The 17839-nt window shown below is 58.8% G+C and carries 14 protein-coding genes; 8 read left to right on the plus strand and 6 right to left on the minus strand.

The features are described from left to right. Positions 1-38: 38 nt before the first annotated feature. Both AC1DX3_RS01840 and AC1DX3_RS01845 read left to right on the plus strand, forming a co-directional pair. The gene (locus AC1DX3_RS01840; RefSeq protein WP_476987519.1) at positions 39-686 is read left to right on the plus strand and encodes an alpha/beta hydrolase; all 648 of its coding nucleotides are present in this window, start codon (positions 39-41) and stop codon (positions 684-686) included. A 22-nt stretch (positions 687-708) separates the two neighbouring features. After that, positions 709-1200, plus strand: a complete 492-nt coding sequence (locus AC1DX3_RS01845; RefSeq protein WP_476987520.1) for a hypothetical protein — start codon at positions 709-711, stop codon at positions 1198-1200. A 79-nt stretch (positions 1201-1279) separates the two neighbouring features. Here AC1DX3_RS01845 and AC1DX3_RS01850 read toward each other — a convergent pair whose 3' ends face one another. Continuing rightward, positions 1280-1852: a hypothetical protein gene (locus tag AC1DX3_RS01850; protein WP_476987521.1), complete on the minus strand. Its 573-nt coding sequence runs from the start codon at positions 1850-1852 to the stop codon at positions 1280-1282. Between the two features lie 529 nt (positions 1853-2381). Between AC1DX3_RS01850 and AC1DX3_RS01855 the strand changes: the two genes are divergently transcribed. Further along, positions 2382-2903: a hypothetical protein gene (locus tag AC1DX3_RS01855; protein WP_476987522.1), complete on the plus strand. Its 522-nt coding sequence runs from the start codon at positions 2382-2384 to the stop codon at positions 2901-2903. 7 nt (positions 2904-2910) lie between these two features. On the opposite strand, the gene AC1DX3_RS01860 is transcribed toward AC1DX3_RS01855, so the two are convergent. Further along, positions 2911-4047, minus strand: a complete 1137-nt coding sequence (locus AC1DX3_RS01860) for an anhydro-N-acetylmuramic acid kinase (RefSeq protein WP_476988024.1) — start codon at positions 4045-4047, stop codon at positions 2911-2913. A gap of 85 nt (positions 4048-4132) precedes the next feature. Here AC1DX3_RS01860 and tyrS point away from each other — a divergent pair, with 85 nt between their 5' ends. After that, positions 4133-5392: a tyrosine--tRNA ligase gene (gene tyrS, locus AC1DX3_RS01865; protein ID WP_476987523.1), complete on the plus strand. Its 1260-nt coding sequence runs from the start codon at positions 4133-4135 to the stop codon at positions 5390-5392. Positions 5393-5496: 104 nt separating this feature from the next. Here tyrS and AC1DX3_RS01870 read toward each other — a convergent pair whose 3' ends face one another. Both AC1DX3_RS01870 and AC1DX3_RS01875 read right to left on the minus strand, forming a co-directional pair. Then, entirely contained in the window at positions 5497-5940 is a 444-nt protein-coding gene (locus AC1DX3_RS01870; protein ID WP_476987524.1) for a hypothetical protein, read from the minus strand. Positions 5941-5967: 27 nt separating this feature from the next. Next, on the minus strand, positions 5968-10155 hold the full coding sequence (locus AC1DX3_RS01875) for a YhdP family protein (RefSeq protein ID WP_476987525.1): 4188 nt from the start codon (positions 10153-10155) through the stop codon (positions 5968-5970). Between the two features lie 197 nt (positions 10156-10352). Here AC1DX3_RS01875 and AC1DX3_RS01880 point away from each other — a divergent pair, with 197 nt between their 5' ends. From AC1DX3_RS01880 to AC1DX3_RS01895, 4 genes are all read left to right on the plus strand, one after another. Next, positions 10353-10856, plus strand: a complete 504-nt coding sequence (locus AC1DX3_RS01880; protein ID WP_476987526.1) for a peroxiredoxin — start codon at positions 10353-10355, stop codon at positions 10854-10856. A gap of 234 nt (positions 10857-11090) precedes the next feature. Beyond that, complete coding sequence (locus AC1DX3_RS01885; protein WP_476987527.1) at positions 11091-12236, plus strand: M23 family metallopeptidase; 1146 nt, start codon at positions 11091-11093, stop codon at positions 12234-12236. Continuing rightward, positions 12217-12741 (plus strand): bactofilin family protein, encoded by a 525-nt coding sequence (locus AC1DX3_RS01890; protein ID WP_476987528.1) that lies wholly within the window; start codon positions 12217-12219, stop codon positions 12739-12741. The genes AC1DX3_RS01885 and AC1DX3_RS01890 overlap by 20 nt, the downstream gene beginning before the upstream one ends. Before the next feature lie 118 nt (positions 12742-12859). Further along, positions 12860-13906, plus strand: coding sequence for a YihY/virulence factor BrkB family protein (locus AC1DX3_RS01895; protein WP_476987529.1), 1047 nt, complete (start codon positions 12860-12862; stop codon positions 13904-13906). A gap of 49 nt (positions 13907-13955) precedes the next feature. Here the strand turns inward: AC1DX3_RS01895 and prfB are convergent. Both prfB and AC1DX3_RS01905 read right to left on the minus strand, forming a co-directional pair. Then, positions 13956-15078, minus strand: a protein-coding gene (gene prfB, locus AC1DX3_RS01900) for a peptide chain release factor 2 (protein ID WP_476987530.1) whose coding sequence is annotated in 2 segments (ribosomal slippage) — positions 13956-15008 and positions 15010-15078 — 1122 coding nt in all. Because the reading frame shifts where the segments join, the coding sequence is not laid out codon by codon here. 218 nt (positions 15079-15296) lie between these two features. Then, positions 15297-17645 (minus strand): penicillin-binding protein 1A, encoded by a 2349-nt coding sequence (locus AC1DX3_RS01905; protein ID WP_476987531.1) that lies wholly within the window; start codon positions 17643-17645, stop codon positions 15297-15299. Positions 17646-17839: the final 194 nt, after the last annotated feature.

The raw sequence follows: 17839 nt of genomic DNA on the forward strand, positions 1-17839 counted from the left end.
GTGCAGCGCACAAGATTCTGATTATACAAGGTGATTGAATGCCCGAAGTCATTCTGGCCGGAGCCGCAGGTCGCATCGAAGCCCGCTACAGCGCGGGTAAAACCGAAAATGCGCCGATAGCCCTGATTCTGCACCCGCACCCCAAGGCGGGCGGCCATATGAACAATCCGGTGACGGTGCAATTGTTCCACCTGTTCATGACGCGCGGCTTCTCGGTGCTGCGTTTCAACTTCCGCGGCGTGCAAAAGTCGCAAGGCGAATTCGATGCCGGTATCGGTGAATTGGCCGATGCCGCGACGGCTTTGGACTGGTTGCAGGCCAAGAACCCGACGGCGTCGCAATTCTGGGTCGCCGGCTACGATTTCGGCGCCTATATCGGCATGCAACTCTTGATGCGCCGGCCCGAAACCGATGGCTTTATTTCGGTGTCGCCGCCGACCAATGCCTATGATTTCAGCTTCCTGGCGCCCTGCCCGGCTTCGGGCATGTTCCTGCATGGCGGCAATGACTCGATCGTGCCGACCGCCGAAGTCGACCGCGTGGTGGCCAAGCTGCGGACGCAAAAGGGCATCACGATCGACCACGAAGTCGTCAACGAAGCCAACCACTTCTGGAACGAACAATTGCCGGAAGTCGAACGCCGCGTCGGCGCCTATATCGACCGCCGGATGAGCGAACGCGGCTAGAGTAATCGCGCAAGGAGCTTTGGTGAACAAGAAACCCGCATACTTGCAAGAAGGACGTTTAGCTGACGTACTGGCATTAATACAGGTGTTAGCTTACGATAGGGATTCATATAGGTCTGAGGATGGCTTGCAGAGAGAACTGCAAAGGCTGCCGGCAACTCGGAACACGTGGATGGATTTGGCATCACAACATCCCGAATTCTTCCGCGTAACCAATGAACCCAGCAAGTTGAGGATCGCTTTGTTAGCGCGATATGTGCTTCAAAGAGAAGAAACTGAAGACGGTATCAAAAAGCCACCATTAAAAATTGCTGTTACAAACAAATTGATGGAATTGGCGATTACCTTACACGACAAACAATTGGAACGCCATGATCGGTGGAAAACGTGGGCACCAATGATAATCGCGATCATCGCGGCAATCGCTTCAATCGTGGTCGCATGTGTAAATATCGGTGGAAAGCAAATGCCTCCGATTGCTCGTCCAACCGTTTCCTTTACTATCGACCGCTGAACAATCTTTCGTGAGAAAACGAAGGATATTCTTCACCATGATATAAAGGGTCAGCTTAGCCTTCAGCCCTGCTTCTGACCTACTTCTGAATGGGTAGGGCCAGCGCCTGCTCTACCGCGTATCGCATGATTTTGCCGGGAGCGTATTGAGTGTGTCGGAGTCCAATTGCCGTTAAATGCCGATGGGCGAGTTGATACTCGCGAACCTCAAAATTTGTATCCCCCAAACGCATTTTCTGATCGGCGTTTAGATCACCTGGTGGCAGTGCCGACCATGCTTTCGCACTGAACACCAATAGCTTGTCTAAAGACTGCTCGCGGACGATGCGCAACACGCGACCCCGACCAGCAGCCGCTTGATCAGGTGTCGCAACGGCGTAACGCTCACCACCACCACCTATGGAGCAGGGCACAAACTCAAAGAAAACCACGCGATTGTAAAAGTCTTCCTTTCCCATCCCAAAATATTTCGGGATGGAGTTGAAAAACTGAACCTTGGGCCATTTTCCTGAAATAACGTTTGAAATTGACTCGACCGTAAAGTCGGCATGATCGTCATCAGTCCATGCCGAGTAGCCCATAATGCCAAGGCGCTGACCACCGATGCCCTCGACGTTATATAGTGGCCCTACCCAAGGAAAATGCTCTATCATTACTCGTGGCTCTGCAGCTATCTGATACAACTCTTGCGCCACCTTATCGCGATTAAATCAAGTCCCCAACAGTTATAGCTTTCATAAACCCGCCGCTGTCGTTGAAGCCAAATACATAGGTGTGACATCCAAGCCCCTCTCATCGTGAGGATTACTTCGAACTTCGACGTGCTCTCGGCAGAGAGTCTCAAATCTCCTTCAGCAAGGAGGTAACCATTTTAAGTTGCATTTATCAAAAATTTATGTAGCCTTATCCACAGAAGCCAATAGGGACCCGGCTTTGAAAACCGTTAGATAGGCCAACGCTTATGCAAGAATTTCTAAGCAAAACATATACGACAGCCTTCGTGGATTGGGCCTTTATACACTTTTCTTTGGTGCTGCGGCTTTAATATTCTTTTTGTTCTGCCGAATACTTGTGTCCGCAAGCAAGAAACTTACGTGGCCAGAAAAAGAAATAAGAGAAATAATCGTAATTTTTTTTGGTTTCACAACCCTCTATATTGCCTACGCAAGTATGCGGAATCAATTGAGACTGGCAGCCGAAGCCGATATAAATCAAGAAGGATTCGTCATATACAATATTGAAATGTCCGATCCAAATGTGCGTTGCTTGTATGGAAATTTTGGATTTGACGATCCAAATAATTGCTTAAATATAAATACTTCCAACGCTGGCAGTTATTCAAAAGCTGAGTTTTATGTAGAAGAATCTTTATATGCACTACACAAATCTGTACAGGACGCAAAGACTTGGCACTCACATTATGAAGACGATATATTTTATTGGCAACAGGACGTTGAGCAGGACCCAACAGGGCTATTTTCATACTACATTGTATCAAGATACGGATTGGAAAAAGGAAAAAAATATTTTTCCGATGCAAACCTGTGCATTGTGAATATTTGCAATAAATATGAAAGTGTTTACAATAGGTTATCTCACGTTGACAAAAATTTTCAGTCAAGGAATTCAAATCGGTGTTTGATTTCAAATATACAAAATAACGATAGAACGATGCAACATTGCACCCCACGGCCTTTTGATTGACCCATGATCACCTGAGCATTGAATAGTTTTTCGCTACGGCGGGATAGCTGACGGCGCCGCCGGTCAGGGGGGCTTTGACGCCAGTGGTGCCGGGGAAGGAGATCGGCAGCCCCCTCAGCGAGCGCACGGCCATATAGGCAAAGGCCTCGGCTTCGATGGCGCCGCCGCGCCAGTCAAGGTCCTCGGCCAACATGACCTTGGCCGGCGCCAGGGCGGTCGTGATCTGTTTGACCAGGTGGGTGTTGTGACGGCCGCCGCCGGCCAGGACGATGGTTTTCGGCGTGACGCCGACAGAGCGGATGCCAAGCAGCAGGCTTTGCAGGGTGAAGTCGCTGAGCGTCGCCATACCGTCCTCAAAGCTTAAGGAGTCGATACGATCGAGCGTGAAGTCGTAACGATCGAGCGATTTTGGCGCCTTGGCTGAGAAATACGGATGGGTCAGGTAGGCGGTGACAATGTCGTTATGGATGGCGCCCGAGGCGGCAATGCGGCCTTCGTGGTCGAAATCGCCGCGGTTATGGCGGCGCATCCATTGGTCCATCAGGCCGTTGGCGGGACCGGTATCCATGGCGACGAGCCCGTCTTCGGCCAGGACGGTGATATTGGCGACGCCGCCGAGATTGACGACGACGAGCGGCAGGTCGAGCCCGGCATTTTGCACCAGGGCGCGGTGATAGACGGGCGCCAGGGGCGCCGCCTCACCGCCAGCTTGAATATCGGCCTGGCGGAAATCACAGACGACGGGCACGCCGGTCAGGTCGGCGAACATCTGACCGTCGAACAGCTGCACGGTGCGGCCGGCGACACCGTCCCTCGGGCGTTCATGGAGTACGGTTTGACCATGGACGCCAAGGGCATCAAAATCGCTAAATTTCAGATGGTTATGATGGAGAAACTTACGTGATGCCTGAAGGTGGTAGTCGACCAGCAGCCGGCGGGCGCGGTCGAAAATAGCCGGTTCCGACGTGCCGCGCGGCCAGGCCAGCGCCGCCTTGACGGTGTCTTCGAGGACGGCGCGGGTGTCGGCCGGCATAGGCATTTCCGCCCACGGTCCGAAGGCCAATTTGGCCTCGCCGTCGGTTTCGAGCACGGCCATATCGACGCCGTCGAGCGAGGTTCCGGTCATAAAACCAAGGACTTTCATCATTTTCGCTGCTCCCGCACTTGACGCATAGGCGTTTATAGAGGCACACAAGCCACCCAAATCAGCCAGATACTGCACCCAAATCATGACCGATCAAAGCTTCAAATCCGATTTTCTGCGCACCCTGCAAGAGCGCGGCTTTATCCATCAGTGTACCGACGCCGAAGCGCTCGACACATTGGCGAGCGCAGGCATGATCACGGCCTATATCGGCTTCGACGCCACGGCGTCGTCGCTGCATGCCGGCAGCCTGGTACAGATCATGTTGCTCTACTGGTTGCAGCAGACGGGCCACAAGCCGATCGTCCTGATGGGCGGCGGTACGACCAAGGTCGGCGACCCGACCTTCAAGGATACGGCGCGGCCTTTGCTGAGCGACGAGCAGATCCAATCGAATATGGACGGCATCAAACGCGTTTTCACCAACTTCCTCAAGTTCGGCGAGACCGGTAATGACGCCGTCATGGTCAATAATGACGACTGGCTGTCGGGCTATGGCTATATCGAATTCCTGCGGACGTTCGGGACGCATTTCACCATCAATCGTATGCTGACCTTCGACTCGGTCAAGCTGCGGCTGGAGCGTGAGCAGCCGATGACCTTCCTCGAGTTCAACTACATGCTGATGCAGGCGGTCGATTTCCGCGAGCTCAACAACCGTTTCGACTGCGTCTTGCAGTTGGGCGGCTCGGACCAATGGGGCAATATCGTCAACGGCGTCGAGCTGACGCGGCGGATGAACACCAAGGCGGCGTTCGGTTTGACGACGCCGTTATTGGCGACGGCTTCGGGCGCCAAGATGGGCAAGACGATGAGCGGCGCCGTGTGGCTGAATGCCGACATGCTAAGCGCCTATGACTACTGGCAATATTGGCGCAACACCGAAGACGCCGATGTCGGGCGCTTCCTGCGTTTGTTCACCACCCTGCCGTTGGATGAGATCGCGCGGCTTGAGAAGCTGGAAGGCGCCGAGATCAACGAGGCCAAGAAGATTCTGGCCGATGAAGCGACACGCATGGTGCATGGGGCGGAAGCCTCGGCTTTGGCCCGCGATACGGCCCAAAAGGCGTTCGAACAAGGCGTGTTGTCGGCCGATTTGCCGACCGTCGAGGTCGAGGCTTTGGTGTTGGATGAGGGTATCATGCTGGCGGCTTTGGCGACGAAGATCGGTTTGACGGCCTCGAATGGCGAAGCCAGGCGTCTGGCCCAGGGCGGCGGTTTGCGCGTCAACGATGTGGCGATCACGGACGGCAATCAATTGGTTGGCAAGTCGGACCTGAATGCCGAAGGGGTGATCAAGATCTCCCAGGGCAAGAAGAAGATCGTCTTGGTGAAGCCGGTTTAAAGCGTGGCCAAGCTTAAGTAAGAACCCCTCACCCGGCATGCTAAAGCCTGCCACCCTCTCCCCTTGAAAGGGTAGAGGGGAAAGAAGCAGCGCTCCAAATGGGTTTAAAACCCAGTGTCGCCGGTGGGGCCGGTTTTGACGAAATGGCGGGCCTGTTTGCCGGCAATCATGACGTCATAGCCGTCGGTCGTGATGTGCCAAACGAGCTGCGGCGTTGCGTTGACGTCGGCTGTTTCCGGAAAGCGAATATCGTCGCCGGCACGATAGGCATAGCCCGGCAACAGGTCGCCCAGACTGTTGTAATAGGCATAGGCCAGGACACCCGGATCGCCGGCATCGCGATAGACCGTGACGCCCTCATAGACGACATTGTCGCCCTTGCGGACCTTGTGGATGTCCATGACCGCTTTGCCGCCCAAGGTAAAGCAATGCGTGTCGGTGGTGCCATCGGCGATATCGGCGCGGTAGCAGGACCCGGTAAGGCCGGCAAAAACGTCGGCGGGTTGTGCGATGGCAAGGGTGGCGGTCAACAGGACGGCAGTCAGCATGGCGATCCCCGGAATGAAGTGTTGCGCTTATTTCTTTGACTTTTTGGGCTTTTCCGGCCGCATGTCGTCGAGCATATCCTTGTAGTTCGGCAGGTCCAGCGGCGGAATGGCGTCCTTGCGCTCGCTGTCGAACGCTGCCTTGATAAACCCGGGCAGGACGAGCGACAAGGGATTCACGTCGACGAGCGGCGTCTTGTACGTGCCCTTGAGGTTATATTTCAGGCCGATCAGGCCCAGCCCCTTCGACTTCACGTCGCCGAACAGGGCGTTGATGCTGTAGGCCGGGATCAGGGTGCCGTTGAAATTCATCGTCTTGGCGTCGAGATCGGTCGTGCCCCAGACATTGATGCCGAGCGCCTCGCCCTTGGCATAGCCGTTGCGGATGAACAGCTCGTGGCCCTTGTAACGGACGGGGAAGTCGAAGTCGGAGAACAGGATGCCGTCGCCGACCAGGGTGTCGTTCAGGCCTTGCAAGGAGGCGACGGTCAGCAATTGGCCCAGCAGTGGGATCTGCTTGACGCGGATATCCTCTCCCTTGACCGAGGCGTCGACCTGGCCGTCCTGATAGACGCCGGCGATGGTGGCGTCGCCGCCCTTGACATTGGGAACACCGCTGAAGGTGCGGATCACGTCGCCGAGATCGCCTGTGTCCAGGCTGAACAGGCTGTAGGTGCCTTGCGATTTCAGCGCCAGGGTCATGGGACTGCCGTCGATGCTCAGGCCGGAGCCCTGGCCCTGGATGCCGCTCTTGCCGTCCCAGTTGACGTCGAGCTTGATCTGACGAAAGGCACCTTCCGGCGAGGTTTGCAGATTGGCCAGGTCGACGACCAGATGGGTGGGCTGGGTTTGGCCGGCCTCGGCCTGGGCGGCCTGGGTTTCGGTCGCCTTGACGGCCGAAGTGACGGCATCGGGCTTGCCGCCTTTGCCGTTGGAGGCATCCAGCCACGGCCGCAGATCGAGCTGCTGGCCGCTGATGGCGATGACGTTCGACGCCTGGTCCTTCACGGCGTAGAACTTGAAGTTCACATCGATGAAGTCTTTGAGGTAGAGGTTTGAAAAATCAGCGAATTCCAGGTCACCGCCCGGCGCGAACGAAGCCCGGCCATTGATGCGGATGCGGTCGCCGTTGCCTGTAATGCTGGACAGATTGAGGCCGTGGGCCACGGTGACATCGGTGCCCGGAGCGCCGCTGGAATCATCGAAGGACACCGCGAACTGCGCCGTCTCTCCCTCGGGTTTCTTCCAATCGGTCGCCTTGACGCCCATTTCGGCGCGGGAAGCGTCGAGACTGAGGACGGCGGCAGGCTGACCCGGCAGGTCGTAGAGGCTGAAGACCAGGCCGACGGGGCCGGCCACGCGCACGGGATCGTTGGTATAGCCGAGGACCGACAGGATGTCGGGGCTGACGTCGCCGCGCACCTGCAGCGTATAGGGCATGACCTTCCCCGGCACGACCATGGGGGGCGGTTCGGCTATACCGTGGGTGAACGGATGGATCGGCATGTCGAAGGCGATGGTCTGATCGAGCAGTTGCATGGTGCCGCTGAGCAGGCGGTCGGTCTGGCTCCATAGGACGGTGACCGGAACCGGCCGGGTGGCATGGAAGAATTGCGCCGGCAAGCCGAGCGTCGTCCAGTCGTCGGGCTGGACCGTCATGTCGAGCCGGCGGGCGACCTCGTCGCTGCCCGGAATTTCGCTCCAACCCAGGACGGCGTTCATCTTGTCGAGCTTCAGCAGGGCTTCCTTCGAGGCGCCGTCGAGCGAGATATTGACCGTCAGGTGGCGCGGCACGTTAAACATCGGCAGGGCGCCGTAGCCGATTTCGCGCGCTTCGTCCGGCGTAATGGTCGATTGATAGACCAGGCGCGGATGGGTGCCCTGGACATAGGCGATGTCGCCTGACAGGCTTTCAGCGTCGATTTCGCCGCTCCAGATGTCGCCGGAGCGCAACAGGGAAATGCGGGTCGGCAACTCGGCCTTCAAGTGTTCGAAGATCGGCAACCCTTGCGCCTCCATGCCATCGCGCAGGGTAAAGCCGTCGATGACGATCTGGGACGGGCGGTCGTCGCCTGCGCCCTGACTGGTATCGTCGCCGGTCCAGGTGACGGTGCCCTTGAAGATATCGGCGGTCACGGTCCCTTGCCCCTTGCCGTGCGCCATGGTCATCTGGCCGGTGATCGGCACAGGCACCTTGGGCGAGCCGCCGAACTGGGCGGCGTTGAAACTGCCCTTGAAATCTATGGCCTGGCTCTTCGGATTGAACTGGGTGTGGTAGCCGATATCGCCGGTATAGGGCCCGAGCTTGCCGGGACCGGTGACATCGAGCTTGTCGGCATGCATGTCGCCGGTGACGGTCACTTCGCCGTCCGTCARGTCCCAGCCGAGGGCCGCCTGTTTGAAGCCGCCCTGTTGGACGTGGCCGGTGAAGACGAGGCCCATAGTGCGTTCGTTGACCGGGCCCATGGTCGGAATATCGATATCGACATGGCCTTGCGCCGTGCCGCTGAGGCGCTCGCGCGTCAGGCCGTGCTTGCTGAGTTGGCCATCGGCCAGGGGATCGACGGCTTCGACGACCGCGACGACCTCGCCGTGGGCATCGATGACGATTTTGATGTGGGTATTCGGATTATGGAAATCGGCGATGTCGATCGTGCCGTGATCGAGGGCGACCTCACCCAATTGTCCGGTATTGGCGACCATGGAGAAGCTGTTGCCGAGGAGGATGCCGTGCCCCTGCAATTGGGTCGCGTGCTTCATGCGGTCCTCGATGGCGATCTCGGCGGCACGATAGTCGAAATCCAGGCGCAGATCGGCATCCTGCATCTGGTCCTTGGCGAAATGCCCCGGCGGCGCCTTCAACACGAAGTCGGCATTGGAAAAGTCGCCGGCGACAATGCGCTCGATCAGGCTGTGGCGCGTATTGGGCGCCATGTCTTCGGGCCAGAAGGCGAAAATCTCGCTCTTGCTGAAGTCGCCCTTCAGGGTCGCTGTCAGGTCGGCGCCCAACTGGCCCTTGTCATTGGTATAGAGCAAACCTTGGGTTTGCAGGGCAGCGCCGTTCATCTTGCCGCTGCCGCTGTCGATGATCAGGCGGTGGCGGTCCGGCACATAGGCGCCGCGGAAATGGGCCTGGGTCAGGGTCTGTTCAGCAAAGTCGTCGGCCAACCGACCGGTGACACGCGGGCCGCTGAAATCGTAGCGCACGGTGAAATCGCGCTTGGTCTTCTCGTCCGGCGCCTCGAGGCGGACCGTGCCCGAGAGGTCGGTATCGATCAGGTGCGATTTGACACGGAAGGTTTGGAATACGGCCGTGTGCTTGGCCGAGGCATAGGTCGCCTTGATGCGCGCTTCGTTGAAATCCTGACGGCGGCCGCCGATGCTGATATGGCCAGCGCCGGCATTGAGATCGAGCCACGCGCCCTGAAAACCCGGGCCCAGGGCGTAATCGATGCGTGCCAGCCCGTCGACCGGGGCGTCGAGCATGGCGAGGAAGCGCGTCGGGCCGACCGATGGGAAGACGCGGGCCGGATTAAGTTGGCCGACATTAGCGTTGATGAACGCGGTCTTCAAGCCGACGGCGGCATTGGCGTGGGCTTTCAAGGTGGCCGTGCTGCCGGCCGAAGCGCCCCCGGCAGGCGTAATCGCCAGGTCGATATGGGCTTCGACCTTGCGGCGCAGCTTGCTGAAATCGATGGTGGCAACCTTGGCTGTCCAGTCGAGCGGTGCACCTTCCTGGCTCAGCCGCAATTCGCCGTTTTTCAGGCTGACTTCACGGGCGAAACTGATCGGGCGGCCGAGTTTTTCCGGACCGACGAGATCGGCGAAGTATCGCCCCATGTCGGACGCTCCGCCGGGCGCACCGTGGGCGTCGAAACCGAGATCGTACTTGCCTTGTTTCGAGACGGAGGCGGCGACGAAAAAGTCCTCGGCCGTCAGGCGCGCCGGCGCCAGGTGCATCAAAAGGAGACTGTCGGCGGCGAGCGCCGTTTCCATCTTGCCGGCACGGGCAATGATGCGGTTGTGGCTGTCGCGGATCATCAGGTCCTGGAAGCGGAACCCGACGGCGCGAGCATCGCCGAACCAGACGAGGTCCAGGTGTTTGATACTGGCATGGGTATGCGGCAGCTTGTCCTCCAGACGCGACACGATGATCGAGCGCATGGCGTCGACATTGATCGGCCCCTGCGCCAGGCGCACGCCCAGGACGAGGAGCATCAACACCACCCATCCCAGCACGAACAGTCGCAGGCGCGATCTTATGAGGTCGAAAAGTCTCTTCACTTATCCTGGACTTGAGATGCCGGTTCTAGGAACCTTCGTGTTCTTGTGACTATAGACGCGCGGCAACAAAACAGCGTTAAGATGCCACGACTCCTTCCATCTTTCTTTAGTCACTTAAGCGAGGCAATGTCATGGCGAAATCGCCAAAAAGCGTATCCAATCCAGTAACATCTTTCGTTTCCTGGCCGGCGCCGGATTTCACCTTGCCAGCGAGCGACGGTACGAGCGTGCATCTCGCCGATCTGCGCGGTCAATGGGTGGTGCTGTTTTTCTACCCTACCGACAATACACCGACCTGCACTCAGGAAGCTTGCGCCTTTTCGGAGGCCGCGGGCGAGTTTAAAAAGCTGGGCGTGCGGCTTTACGGCCTGTCGAAGGACAGCCTGAAGGATCACGACAAATTCATCCGCAAATATGGGCTCAGCATGCCTTTGCTGTCCGACGAAAGCACAGCGACGATCGCCGCCTACGGGGCCTGGGGCGAGAAAAGTCTTTATGGCCGGGTCTATATGGGCACGGACCGGTCGACCTATCTGATCGATCCCGAAGGTATTGTCAGATATGCCTGGCGCAAGGTTAAGGTTAAAGCGCACGTTGAGGAAGTCTTATCGACCCTGAAATCCCTGATGAATTGAAAAGAGCAAGGTTAACAGAACTGTTATGTAACATAAGTGTGACGGCATCGATCTTGAAAAGGCCATGTTCGTGAACTTCAAATTGGGACACGCGCATGATGCCGATATCAAACCTGCTGTATCTGTTAATTTTTTTGATTTACATGTCGGCCACCGTCGCTACTGTGAGAGTTAGACCTTGCACAGTCCGCCTCACAAAGGCATAATTAACAAAAGGTTTAGGTGCTGGCGGTGATGCGTAATAAAAGCTCTGAAAGCGAAGGCGATTGGCTGGATCATGTCCTGCCGGAACGCCAGCTTTTCATACGCTCGGGTGGGGAAACCAAGGGTATTATCCTCAGTCCGGGCAAGCAACTGGTCCTGATCGTCTTCTTCTCTGTGCTGATCACCTGGCTGGCGATCAGCACGGGGTTCACCATATTTTTCGCCGCCGCCCACGGCACAAGTTCCGAAAACCAGATCCGCATGATGAAGGCGCAATCCGAGCGCTGGATCGCCGATCGCCAAGCCCGTCTCGATATCGCCACGCAACAGGCAACCGCCAATTCCGGCTCGCTGGAAGACCTGGCCAAGACGGTCGAGAACCGCAACAACGCCCTGATTAAGATCCTTACCGACTTCAAGGGCGTGCCCGGCGCCGCCGTCGCTATGGCCCCTACACCGATCGATGACAGCCTGCCGCCGATTGAGCGCATCTATTCCGTCCGCGCCGAACAGGAACGCATGGTCAGCCAGGCCGAGGTCTTCGCCAAGACGCGCGCCGAACGCCTGCGCCTTGCCTTCCGCCTGGCCGGTCTCAACCCCGCCTCGTTCGCCGGCAGCGGTACGGGCGGCGTCCTGACCAGCGCCAAGGACAACAAATCTCTGGCCAATCTCCTGGGCGTCGATCTCGACTTCGCCGAACGCGTGCGCAACGCCGCCATGGATTTGTCGGATATGCGCGGCCTGCAGGACAGCTCCAACCGCCTGCCCTTCGGCCGTCCGACCATCGGGACGCGTGAAACCTCAGGCTTCGGCGTACGCTTCGATCCGTTCAACCATACGCCGCGCTTCCATGAAGGCCAGGACTTCGCCGGCCCCTATCTCACGCCGATCTATTCGACCGCACCCGGCATCATCTCCTTTGTCGGCGTTCGCACCGGTTACGGCAATGTTGTCGAGATCGACCACGGCAACGGCTTCAAGACACGTTTCGCCCACCTGGCGTCGTTCAATGTCCATCCCGGCCAAAGAGTCGCTGTCGACCAGCGCATCGCCTCGATGGGTAATACCGGCCGCTCGACCGGTACGCACCTCCACTACGAAGTTTGGATTAACGGCCGCCCCCAAAACCCCGCACGCTTTTTAAAGGCAGGAGACTATGTTCAACAAAACCAGTAAACCCGCGTCGCCGGCTGCAAAACCGCAGCCCGTCCCCACCCCGGTGGTCGAGACGCCCAATGTCAATGCCGTGCGTCGTCCCGCGGGCGCCCGCCCATCCTCCAGCCTGGGCGCCGGCCTGATCATCGATGGTAATGTCACCGGTTCCGGCGACCTGCATCTCGACGCCGTCGTGCGCGGCGACGTCAAGGTCGACCACCTGACGGTCGGCGAGTCCGGCAGTATCGAAGGCAAGGTCGACGCCGAGACCATCGAAGTGCGCGGCCGCATCGTCGGCGCCATCACCGGCAAGCAGGTCAAGTTGCAGGCCACCGCCTATGTCGAAGGCGACATCACGCACGAAGCCCTGGCCATCGATGTCGGCGCCTATTTCCAGGGCCGCTGCCTGCAGTCGCGCCGTCCGGAACCGGCACCTACCGTCGCCGCACCGACGACGCCGATTTCCGATTACGGCACCCCGTCGCTCGGCACCTATGACATGAACGCGCTGTCCGACCTGAAATAAGCATCCTGCGCCACCTAAGTTTTAAAAGAGCCGAAAAAGATATTGATCTTTTTCGGCTCTTTGCTTTCCAGTGATCCTTTCGAATCCCTCGCCGATTATCTCCACCGCGGTCCCCATTATGACAGATACCCCGTCCGCGCGAACCTCACAGGCAGACGCCGTACCCGCCGGTGGCAAACGCCGCCCGCCGCTGACCCTGCCGGCCTTCTGGTTCATTTTCAAAGAAACCCTGCGCGAATGGAATGACGATAACGTACCGCGCCTGGGCGCCGCCCTGGCCTTTTACAGCATGCTGTCGATCGGGCCACTGTTGCTCATCGTCATTTCGATGGCCGGGCTTGCCTTTGGCCGCGATGCCGTTTCGGGCTATATTTTCGGCGAGATCCGCGGTCTGGTCGGCGATACTGGCGCCGAGGCCATCCAGAATATTCTCGCTCACTCGCATAATCATGCCGCCGGCATTATCGCCACCATCATCGGCATCGTAACCCTGATTATCTCCGCCACCGGTTTCTTCGCCCAGCTTCAGGACGCGCTCAATACCATCTGGAACGTCAGCGGTCAGCAAAATGGCCACTGGACCTTTTTCATCAAGAAGCGCCTGCTGTCGTTCGCCATGATCCTCGGTATCGGCCTGTTGCTGTTGATCGCGCTCGTCGTGTCGGCAGGACTGACGGCGCTCAGCCATATCATATCGAGTTTCGTGCCGGATTTCGTCATGCACGGCCTGACGCTCATCCTCGACTTCGTCGTCGTCACCGTGCTGTTCGCCATGATTTTCAAGATACTGCCGGACGTCAAGATCAAGTGGCGTGACGTCATCATCGGCGCCGCCATGACGGCGCTTTTGTTCTCGTTCGGCAAGCTGCTGATCGGCATCTATCTCGGCCGCAGCGCCTTCAGCTCGACCTATGGCGCGGCCGGTTCGCTGATCGTCGTCCTGGTGTGGATCTATTATTCGACGCAGATTTTCTTTCTTGGGGCTGAGTTCACCCAGGTCTACAGCCGTTATATGGGGTCGCAGATCGTGTTGAAGAAAGGCCGTCGCAGGGAGGTTGCCCATATCAAGGTGGCGACAGACGGTTCCCATGCCGCGGATGCTGCCGAGGTGGTCAATGTGGCCAAAACGGCGGGCCATGCGGAACACGCCGAGCCGAAGCTTTAGCCAGGGTCACAGACCCTGGACCCGAAACCAACGCGTGTCAGCGATAGTGTTAAACTTCGGCGCCGTCGCGTGTCACGCCGACACGCTGCGCCAGGGAGGCACCCATGAAGGCGTCGAGATCGCCGTCGAGGACACCCTGGGTGTCTGAGGTTTCAACATTGGTGCGCAGGTCCTTGACCATTTGATATGGCTGCAGAACGTAGGAACGGATCTGGTGGCCCCAGCCAATGTCGGTCTTGGAGTCTTCGAGGGCTTGTTGGGCCGCTTCGCGCTTCTGCAATTCCTGTTCGTACAAGCGGGCGCGCAGCATCTTCCACGCTTCGTCGCGGTTGGCGTGTTGCGAACGGCCGGCCTGACAGGCGACGGCGATGCCGGTCGGAATGTGGGTCAGGCGGACGGCGGAGTCGGTCTTGTTGATGTGCTGACCGCCGGAGCCCGAGGCGCGGTAGGTGTCGGTGCGGACGTCGGCCGGATTGATGTCGATGACGATGGTGTCGTCGACGACCGGATAGACCCAGACCGAAGCGAACGAGGTGTGGCGTTTGGCGTTGGAATCGAAGGGCGAAATACGCACCAGGCGGTGAACGCCGGCCTCGGTCTTCAGCCAGCCATAGGCGTTTTCGCCCTTGATCAGCAGGGTAATCGATTTGATGCCGGCCTGTTCGCCCTGGGTTTCTTCCTCGACCTCGATCGTCATGCCGTGGGCGGTCGCCCAGCGCGTATACATGCGCAGCAGGATGCCGGCCCAGTCATTGGACTCGGTGCCGCCGGCGCCGGAATTGATTTCGAGATAGGCGTCGTTGCCGTCGGCTTCGCCGCTCAACAGGGCTTCCAGTTCGGCGCGGCCGGTGCGCGCCTTCAGGTCTTTCAGCAGATTGCGGGCTTCGTCGACCAGGCTTTCGTCGCCTTCCATATCGCCGAGTTCGGCGAATTCGATGGCGTCCTTCAGCTCTTTTTCGATGGTGCGGACGGCTTCGACCGATGCATGCAGCTTATTACGTTCACGCATCAAGGTCTGGGCCGCTTCCGGCTTGTCCCACAGGGTCGGGTCTTCCGACTTGGCGTTCAGTTCATCGAGACGTCTTAGTGCGACATCCCAGTCAAAGACGCCTCCTGAGCAGCCCGATGGACTGCTCGATCTCGGAGGCACTGCTCTCGATATCCAAACGCATGGTCAATTCCTAAAATTCAGAGAGGCGGGTTTATCGTTCCGCGCCCCCGAACGCAACCCCTACTCTTCTTGTCACAAGGATTCGTGGCGTTCGGGTGAGTCGAAAATTATTAGCTCTTGAGGACCTGGGGCCGCCTAGGTGCCGCGACGTGTACTCATGTACACGAGCAAGCGCGCACAAGGAGATGATGATTTGCAGACCGCCCCAACGCCACGAACTCAGTAGAGGTTGGCGGCGTCGTCTACGGTCTTTTTGGGTTTCACCGGCGGTGGCGGGTCTTCGGCCGGCACGACGGTCACAGGCCCCTCATCGCCGTCATCCTTCCAAGTGTCGAGATAAGGCTTGGGGCCATCCTCGGCGTCGGGCGAATAGTCGTATTTCGGCTCGGTACCCGGCTTGAAGGCTTCCTCGATACCGCGCACCGAGACAAAGACGGCATCGCGCGGCTTGGGGAAATCCTTCTTCGGCTTGCCGACATTGGCATTGCGCATGAAGTCGATCCATATCGGCAGGGCCGCGACCGCACCGGTTTCATGCTCGCCCAGGGACCGGTTGTCGTCGAAGCCGACATAGACGCCGACGACGAGGTCGGTGCTGAAGCCGACGAACCAGGCCGAGCGGAAATCGTTGGTCGTGCCGGTCTTGCCGCCGATCGGGAAACCCAGCACCTTGGCCGCCGCCGCGGTGCCGCGAATGGTGACGCCCTGGAGGAAACTGTTGATCTGGTAGGCGGTGATCGGATCCATGACCTGCTGGCCCTGGGGCAGCAGATGCGGGCTTTCGAGGCCATTGAAAGGATCGGAACAGGCGGTCGGGCAGACACGTTCGTCGGCGCGGTAGATGACCTTGCCGTCGCGGTCCTGGACTTCGTCGATCAGGTGCGGCTTAACCTTGCGGCCGCCGTTGACGAAGATCGAATAGGCGTCGGTCAGGCGGTAGGGTGTCACTTCGCCGGCGCCCAGCACCATCGACATTTCCGCCGGCATGGAGTCGAGCACGCCGTAATCGACGATCTTCTGCGTGACCGTCTTGATGCCGACCTTTTGCGCCAGGCGCACGGTCATCAGGTTGCGCGACAGTTCGATGCCGCGGCGCAGGGGCTGCGGGCCAAGATAGTCGTGCTCATAGTTTTCCGGCGACCATACCTTGCCGTCGCCCCCCATCATCGAAATCGGACCGTCTTCGACGATTGAGGCGGGGGTGAAGTCTTTTTCGAGCGCCGCGGCATAGACGAAGGGCTTGATCGACGAACCCGGCTGGCGTTCGGCCTGCGTGGCGCGATTGAATTTGGACAGCGAGAAGGAATAGCCGCCGACCAGGGCCATGATGCGGCCGGAATAGGGATCGATGGCGACCATGGCGCCGTTAACCGCCGGCAGTTGACGCAGGTGATAGCCTTCGGGCGAGGCCTCGACGAATACCAGGTCGCCCGTCTTCAAACCGCGGCCGGCAAAGGCCCAGGCGACGTCGGAGCTCAGGAGATGACCGGTACCGCCGGCCGCCAGCTCGACGCTGACGGACCCGCGCGACGCCGCCGTGACGATGGCCTGCTGCCAGTTCGGCCGCTCGGCCGGACCGTCGTGCTGCAGGGCGATGGATTGCCAGTTGCTGTTGGGCGATTCATTGCCGAAGCCGCCGCGCCAGCCGTGGCGCCGGTCATAGACTTCGAGCCCGTTCATCAGGGCGGCGCGTGCCATGGTTTGAAGCTTCGGGTCGAGCGTCGTCTTGACGTAATAGCCGTCGGTATAGATGCTGTCGTTGAACAGCTTCTTGGCGCGCAGTTCGACTTCGCTGACGAAATAGTCGGCGTCCTGGTACTTGGCGCGCAAGGGCTTGGACTGGATGACCAGGTCTTCCTTCATCGCCGCCAGGGCCTCGGCCTTGGTGCACCAACCGGCCTTTGTCATTTCGCCGATAACCCAGTTACGGCGGGCGATGGCAGCGTCCTTGTGGTTCGACGGGCGATAGTTTTCCGGGCCCTTGGGCAGCGCCCCAAGAAACGCCATTTCGGCAAGGTCGAGCTCATCGACAGATTTGCCGAAATAGTTGAAGGCCGCCGCGCCGACGCCGTAGGAACGATAACCGAGATAGATGTCGTTGAGATAGAGCTCGAGAATCTGTTCTTTCGACAGCGAATTTTCCAGCCGCCGCGCCAGGATGACTTCCTTCAGCTTGCGGCCGACGGTGCGTTCATTATTCAGCAGCAAGTTCTTGGCGACCTGCTGGGTGATGGTCGAGCCACCTTCGAAACGCTTGCCGCGCAACAGGTTGAAGACGTTTTTGGCCATGGCGCGCGACACGCCGCCGACGTCGACGCCGTTGTGACTGAAGAAGTTGCGGTCTTCGGCGGCGAGGAAGGCCTGGGCCAGTTTCGGCGGTATGCGGTTGTAGGGAACATAAACCCGGCGCTCTTGACCGTACTCGCCGATCAGGGTGCCGTCCCAGGCGAAAACGCGGGCGGAGGTGACCGGATGGAAGTCGGCCAGTTCAGAGCCATCAGGCATGTCATGGAACAGCCACGCGGCATAGATGGCTATGGCGAAACCCGCCAAGCCCACAATGGTCATCGCGGCAACGCCTGCCATCTGGAACCAACGCTCGGACGACCTTAACAAACAACCTCCACAGTCAGCACCAAGCACGCAGCCTCGGAGCTTGCGTGTCGATTTAACCATTACACTTAGCAAACCCCGCGTCAGAGGCAAAGCTATTCGGAAAAATTTCATTGCCGGGACAGCGTCCCCGCCAAACAGGGAGGCCG

This window comes from Asticcacaulis sp. P2_B1 (assembly GCF_056404915.1).

Coding starts and splice junctions, on each gene's coding strand:
- AC1DX3_RS01840 (WP_476987519.1), top strand. CDS start 39: ATGCCCGAAGTCATTCTGGCCGGAGCCGCAGGTCGCATCGAAGCCCGC.
- AC1DX3_RS01850 (WP_476987521.1), bottom strand. CDS start 1,852: ATGATAGAGCATTTTCCTTGGGTAGGGCCACTATATAACGTCGAGGGC.
- AC1DX3_RS01860 (WP_476988024.1), bottom strand. CDS start 4,047: ATGAAAGTCCTTGGTTTTATGACCGGAACCTCGCTCGACGGCGTCGAT.
- tyrS (WP_476987523.1), top strand. CDS start 4,133: ATGACCGATCAAAGCTTCAAATCCGATTTTCTGCGCACCCTGCAAGAG.
- AC1DX3_RS01870 (WP_476987524.1), bottom strand. CDS start 5,940: ATGCTGACTGCCGTCCTGTTGACCGCCACCCTTGCCATCGCACAACCC.
- AC1DX3_RS01880 (WP_476987526.1), top strand. CDS start 10,353: ATGGCGAAATCGCCAAAAAGCGTATCCAATCCAGTAACATCTTTCGTT.
- AC1DX3_RS01885 (WP_476987527.1), top strand. CDS start 11,091: ATGCGTAATAAAAGCTCTGAAAGCGAAGGCGATTGGCTGGATCATGTC.
- AC1DX3_RS01890 (WP_476987528.1), top strand. CDS start 12,217: ATGTTCAACAAAACCAGTAAACCCGCGTCGCCGGCTGCAAAACCGCAG.
- AC1DX3_RS01895 (WP_476987529.1), top strand. CDS start 12,860: ATGACAGATACCCCGTCCGCGCGAACCTCACAGGCAGACGCCGTACCC.
- AC1DX3_RS01905 (WP_476987531.1), bottom strand. CDS start 17,645: ATGACCATTGTGGGCTTGGCGGGTTTCGCCATAGCCATCTATGCCGCG.